At 38.3% G+C, this 6,385-nt stretch carries 6 protein-coding genes; 5 read left to right on the forward strand and 1 reads right to left on the reverse strand.

What is annotated here, in order from left to right:
• Nucleotides 1-19 precede the first annotated feature (19 nt).
• Nucleotides 20-964, forward strand: coding sequence for an SPASM domain-containing protein (locus GBV73_RS04810; protein ID WP_042698336.1), 945 nt, complete (start codon nt 20-22; stop codon nt 962-964).
• On the opposite strand, the gene GBV73_RS04815 is transcribed toward GBV73_RS04810, so the two are convergent.
• Nucleotides 945-1,862, reverse strand: a complete 918-nt coding sequence (locus GBV73_RS04815; RefSeq protein ID WP_152879713.1) for an Lrp/AsnC family transcriptional regulator — start codon at nt 1,860-1,862, stop codon at nt 945-947. The genes GBV73_RS04810 and GBV73_RS04815 overlap by 20 nt on opposite strands.
• Before the next feature lie 337 nt (nt 1,863-2,199).
• Between GBV73_RS04815 and GBV73_RS04820 the strand changes: the two genes are divergently transcribed.
• The 4 genes from GBV73_RS04820 (at nt 2,200) to GBV73_RS04835 (ending at nt 6,180) form a co-directional block, all read left to right on the forward strand.
• On the forward strand, nt 2,200-3,642 hold the full coding sequence (locus GBV73_RS04820; RefSeq protein WP_172967200.1) for a PqqD family peptide modification chaperone: 1,443 nt from the start codon (nt 2,200-2,202) through the stop codon (nt 3,640-3,642).
• Nucleotides 3,623-4,558: an ABC transporter ATP-binding protein gene (locus GBV73_RS04825; protein WP_015850248.1), complete on the forward strand. Its 936-nt coding sequence runs from the start codon at nt 3,623-3,625 to the stop codon at nt 4,556-4,558. The genes GBV73_RS04820 and GBV73_RS04825 overlap by 20 nt, the downstream gene beginning before the upstream one ends.
• Complete coding sequence (locus GBV73_RS04830) at nt 4,555-5,304, forward strand: ABC transporter permease (protein ID WP_152879717.1); 750 nt, start codon at nt 4,555-4,557, stop codon at nt 5,302-5,304. The genes GBV73_RS04825 and GBV73_RS04830 overlap by 4 nt, the downstream gene beginning before the upstream one ends.
• Before the next feature lie 102 nt (nt 5,305-5,406).
• On the forward strand, nt 5,407-6,180 hold the full coding sequence (locus tag GBV73_RS04835; RefSeq protein ID WP_152879719.1) for an S-methyl-5'-thioadenosine phosphorylase: 774 nt from the start codon (nt 5,407-5,409) through the stop codon (nt 6,178-6,180).
• Nucleotides 6,181-6,385 lie beyond the last annotated feature (205 nt).

Here is a 6,385-nt window from a genome sequence, read left to right on the forward strand (position 1 = left end):
CCTTTTACGGTGGTTTGGGATGGATAGTAGCGATCATTGGAAGTTTAGTACTAATAGATTAAAGATTGCAACTGTGGCAAAGCCGCCGTGGAGCTATAAATCTCATAATGGAAAACTGGAGAGGATTATTTTAAGTCTAGGCAGTGGAAAAGGAAAATTTTCGGAGATTTATGGTATTCCCCGTTCTCTCGGCTGCATAGGGAACAACAGGTTTATCTTGAGAGACGAGAAAATAGGGATAGAAGAAATTGAAAGGGTGGTTAAAGAGTTTACAAGACTGGGCGGTCGGGAGATATACTTGGTGAACTATGACGAAGTTGAAGAGTTAATTGAAATTTCAAGGCATATCTCGGCAAGCTTTCCTGGAGATGTTTTTGCTACGATTAGAATTGAAGACATCAATGCCCTTGATCCGGTGGAAGGCTTAAAGGTGATAGTGGAGATGGAGTATTCGGAAGATGCTCTCTCGGAACTGGAACATCTAAAATGGGCTCATGGAGCACTGATAATGGCAAGGTATAAGGAATACACTGAGCTTCTTCAGCAAAAAGTTGAGTTTCCTGGAGAAGTTTATGTGGATATCCTTTTTCCAGGTTCACTAAAAAACGTTGAGTTTAACCTGTTTGAGGTTAAGAAGCTCTTGCCTTCCTCTCCAAACAAGTACCACAGTTGCTTGGCTGGTACGATCGCTATAGCTGCAGATGGTTACATAACTCCCTGCCCCTTGCTGAGGAATTTCGTGGTTGGCAACATAAGAAAGGATAAACTCTGGTACCTGCCTAGAAGAAAAGTTCTAAATCAGTTTTGGACACTCACCAAAGATAATATAACTCTCTGTCGCTCGTGTCCATTTAAATACACGTGCCACGACTGCAGGGCGCTTGAATATCAAGCATCTGGAGATATCCATGGTATAGAATACTGTGAATTTTTGGGGATTAAAGTTAATCAAAATCCAGAATAGAGTGGTACCCTTTTCTGTCCTTTTTCACTGCTTTGGAAAACGAAAATCCCCTTATCCCGAAATCAAACATGTCAAAATAGTATATGCCAAACCTATCAACGTACTTACTGAATTCAAGAATTTTTTGATATATGTCCTCTTCACTTGAGAAGTACCATTCTATGAGATAGCCCTCAGGCTTTATTACACCGATCATTATCTCATGCTCTTTGAACTTATCTAAAAATTCTTTGCTGAGAGATCTTGCTATTCCACAGAATCCTCTGTTGTAGGCTTCTTCATTTACTACCGTCATAAAGCCCCTTAGTATTCCTAACTCCTTGAGCCTGTTTATCATGTACCTTATTGTTGGTCTCTTTTTTCCCAAGGCTTCTTCTATTTCCTTCATCGGTGTTCTTGCATCTCTTTTTAGGATGTCAAGCAAGAGGGCGTAGTCATAGCTAAACTCCCACTTTCCAAACTCCAGTTTCTTTGAGGGATAAGCGTATACCTCGTAGTATTCATAATTTGGAGAATACCTTGACAGCAGTTCGTCTATTTTGTCCCTCTGCTCTAGGGGGACATACATTACTGTTGAAACCCCGTTTATAAAACCGAAAAACGGAACTGCAACGGGAATAAAGGGATTGCGGTACATTTTGGCAATTGTGGATTTTATGTTCTCTCTTGGAACCGATAGAAATGCCACGTAGCTCATGAGCCCGAGTTTAGCTATGCTAATTGATGCAACCATATGCACACTCTTGGAGGGACCATAATATTTATCAAAAAGTTTTTTGAGCTTTGGGTAGCTAATATTTTCTTTCTTGGCTATACTCCTAATGCTTTCGAGCGGGTATTTGTCCAGCAGGTTTATTAGAAATTCAATCTCCTCTTTGTTGACTGAAATGCCACTCATCAGTAATTAGTTTCCATAAATTATGTTATATATTTTATGCATTTGGGTTCTTGCAGACGTTTGTTCTGTTCAAGTTTTTACTACTATTAATTATGGTAACAAAATTCTGTATAGAAAAAATTTATATTTTGTATTTAATTGGAATAATAATGCAAAACTATATGGGGGTGGGAGGATGGAGCAGACAAAGCCAGTATATGATATGAGTCTTAAAGTTGGTGGAGGTATAGTTGAACCATATGACAAATGGTGTGCCCAATGTTTAATAAACATCCCACTTCCATTCTGATTTTATCTTTTTTATTGTTTCATGATAGCAATATTAGGAGGTGATACAATGGAATACCCGATACTTAGGCCAGATGTTGATCTTATTGAAACCAATGCTGGAGCTATAATAAATAAAGCAAGGGAAAACAAATTCATGTTTGTCACCTATACTCAATTTGATGTCCTGCGTCTATGCACTGGAGAAAATTCTTTGGAGGATATTGTAAATCTCATATCTCAGAAATACGAAGTCTCAAAGGAACGAGTTAAACATGACGTTCAGAACTTCATAAGTTTTATGCATAAGAATGATGTACTTACTGTATCTAAAAGAAAATTAGGGAACATTACAAAATCAAAAAAGTTTATGAAATCCAAGGAAGAAATACTCAGCGAAAGAAAAAATATCTCAAGATTCCCAACTAAGTTCTCACAACTTTCAGCACTTTGGCTAATACTTACAGAGAGATGTTCCTTAGAATGCAGTTATTGTAATATGGCATTGGAAGCAAAGTTTAAACCCGATGATGAAGTAATTATGGCAACCGGTGATGCACTGAGGCTTTTGGACGAAGCAAGAGCCCTTGGAGCAAAAATCCTTGGAATATCAGGAGGGGAGATAACGGCATATTCTGACATATTTAAGGTTATTCGCCACGCTTTTGACATAGGATACCAGCATGTTATCTTTGGAACAAAAGCCGTAGGGATAACAAAGAAATTTGCAGAGCGTCTCTATGGAAGTGGAGCAAGGAGGATTCAGATTAGTATCGATACTCTTGATCCCGAAACGTATCAAAAATTAATACTAAATGGGACATTAGAATCAGCTCTTCGTGGAATCTATAACTTAATTGATGCTGGCTTTAAGATACATGTCAGGAGTACAATAACAAAATATAACATTGATCAAATTCCTGAACTTTGGGAGTTCATGCATGATTTAGGAGCTGAAAGCATTGTTGGATTTGTCGTTTATCCAGAAGGAAGAGCAGATCGCCACTTACCTCCCTCTAAGGAACAGATTAAATGGTTAGAAAACACCATAAGGGAGAAATTCAAAGACAAAAAATTTGTACCTGAGGTTTCTTATTTCAGATGTGGAATTCCAGTAACGTGCAGTGCTGGTATACTTTCTATAGCAGCTTATCCAAATGGAAATGTTACTTTATGTGACTCTGGAAGAACACTAATGACAAAATATCCTAAAAAATACGTTTTTGGTAATTTCAAGTACCAATCTTTAAAAGAAATCTGGGAAAACAGTAAAACACTAAACAAATTTAGAAAAAGTAAATTTTTACCTCCTTGTAATGAATGTTCCTACTTATACAACTGTCTGAGAGGTTGTCCAATGATTTCTGAAATTGTTTTCGACAATCCAGAACTTGCAGATCCGAGGTGTATAATTAGATACCCCTACTCTGAGGATGGTACAAAAAGAACACCAAATGATATTTTCCTTTGGGATACGCCCAGAGGTGGTAGTGATGCCATTGTTAGAAATTAGCAACCTAAGTTTTTCCTATGATGGAAGAGACTATGCGTTGAGTGACATAAACTTAAGCACAGATATCTCCAGTGGCATACTTTCAATTCTGGGACCTAATGGGGCTGGAAAGACCACTTTAGTTAATATACTAACGACTACATTTAAACCCCAAAAAGGCATGGCTAAAATCTTCGGTCTTGATGTAGTTAAAGATAAAAAGAAAATTAGAGAAATGATATCATTATGTGCTCAAGATTTAGAGCTTGATGTTCTGCTTTCTGTCAGGACGAATTTAAAATTCTATGGTATAATACGGGGAATTCCAAAGAACGAACTTGAGAAACGCTTAGATGATATTGTTGAAATGTTTGGTTTAACTGAGCATCAGCATAAAAGAGTACTTGAACTGTCTGGAGGATTAAGACGAAGGACACAATTAGCTAGGGCTTTCTTAGATCCAAGAAGTAAATTAATATTTATAGACGAGCCAACCTTAGGACTAGATCCCATCGGGAAAAAGATTACCTGGGATCTCATTCGTGAAATGAGTAAGGAGGGATACTATTTCGTCCTAACAACTAACGACATGGCGGAAGTTGAGAGTCTATCTGATGAGATAGTTTTCATACATAAAGGAAGGATAATCCTTCATACAACTCTTAGAGAATTCAAACATGTTTATGCCGGTAAAGTCATGGTGACGTTCAAAAAGGAATTATTCCCTCAACTTATGGGAATGCTGTCTAATTATCTCAAACGCAACAACTTAGGGAAAATTATTGGAAAAGATACTGTAGAGCTGGAAGATAAATTGGCATTTTATGAACTTCTCCTGTTCTTGCGAGATATCGGTTTTGATATTACTCAAATTGTTGTTAAGGAGGAGACATTGCTTGATGGATTTATAAAGCTCATTGGGGGGATTGAAAAATGAGGCTCTATGGGTTCGTATACAGGGAGATATCATTAAAGAAAGAGGCAATAGGAGGGTTTATATCACAATTTTTAACCCCAACCCTGTACTTTCTGTTTTTTGCATTCTCATTATCGAGAACCGTGAATTTTGAGTATCATGGAAAGACCATAAGCTATCTCCTTTATGTTCTTCCAGGTATTATTGCAATTCAAATATTTTATTCTTATCCTGTTGTTAGCTCGACAACATTTAATGATGTTAGATTTGGGATAATACGAACATCCCTTCTCGGAGGGGGAAGTTTGAGTGGTTATATTCTTGCGAAGGTATTAGTGGAGAGCACTGTAGTTATCTTGGTGTCCTTATTCCTGGTGTTTGTGGGAGTTCTGTTCCTTAATTTGTATCTATCTTCTGCAACGTTGCTTCAATTTGTACTCTATTTGTTAGTCTCAACGGTGTTTTGGATAAGCATGGGCATAATAATTGGGGTAAAGATGAGAGGGGAATTAACAAGAAACATGCTTTTTGCTCTACTTAATCTGCCAACAATCTTCACTGCTCCTGTATTTTATCTCAAAGGCTCTGCTCCTATGTGGATAGAATTTTTAGGAAAAATTAACCCATTGACATATCACGTCGTTGGCCTTCGAGAGATCCTATTACTCGGTGGGGCTCCTGTTGAGTTCTGGATAATCTCTTTGCTCTTAGGTATGGGGTCTGTTGCAGTATCAATAAAATTAACATCTGAAGTTGCTCCAAAATGAGTTTTTTATTTTTATTTAGCATTCTTCAGGTTGGCACTTTGGTGTCCAAGGGAGACAACCCTTAAATAGCTCCATCCAAGATTTCTATTTTGGTGATGTCAAATGCCAAGAATAGGAATTATTGGTGGATCCGGTGTTTATGGTGTATTTGAGCCAAAAGAGACAGTAAAAGTGCACACACCATATGGAAGGCCCTCGGCTCCAGTGGAAATAGGAGAGATAGAGGGTGTGGAAGTTGCATTTATTCCCAGACATGGAAAGAATCACGAGTTCCCTCCACACGAAGTTCCATACAGGGCAAACATTTGGGCCCTTAAAGAAGTAGGGGTTGAGAGAATCATTGGTATTACTGCGGTTGGTTCTCTTAGAGAAGAATACAAACCGGGAGACATCGTTATAACAGACCAGTTTATAGACTTCACAAAGAAGAGAGACTACACTTTCTACAACGGCCCAAGGGTTGCTCATGTTTCAATGGCAGATCCCTTCTGTCCGGAGATGAGGAAAATCTTCTACGAAACTGCCAGAGAATTAAACATCCCGGTGCACGAAAAAGGAACCTATGTATGTATTGAAGGCCCAAGGTTCTCCACGAGGGCGGAATCTATGATGTTCAGACAATTCGCTCACATAATTGGAATGACCCTTGTTCCAGAGGTAAACTTGGCCAGAGAGCTCGGAATGTGCTACGTCAACATTGCGGCAATTACCGACTACGACGTCTGGGCAGAGAAGCCAGTTGACGCTCAAGAAGTGCTCAAGGTCATGCACGAAAACAATGAGAAGATAAGGAAGCTCTTAAAAGTCGGTGTTCCAAGGATCCCCCAAGAAAGGAAGTGCGGCTGTGCTGATGTTTTAAAGAATGCTTTTGTTTGATTTTTATTATTACTTTTCTGAGTTGTTTTTATTTCCCCCCATTTAATTTGTTTTGTGGTTGGTTGAATACTCCCTAAGTAATTTCTTTCAGAACGCATTGAAAAAAAATAGTAACACTATAGTAAAGCGGGGCGTGTTTAGTTTCACCCCCTGTTATTTAAACAGTATTTGACTCTGAGGAGGATTTTCAGACCATAACACATTA

Origin of the sequence: Thermococcus sp. 101 C5, assembly GCF_009372125.1 — an archaeon.
Classification (GTDB): domain Archaea; phylum Methanobacteriota_B; class Thermococci; order Thermococcales; family Thermococcaceae; genus Thermococcus_A; species Thermococcus_A bergensis.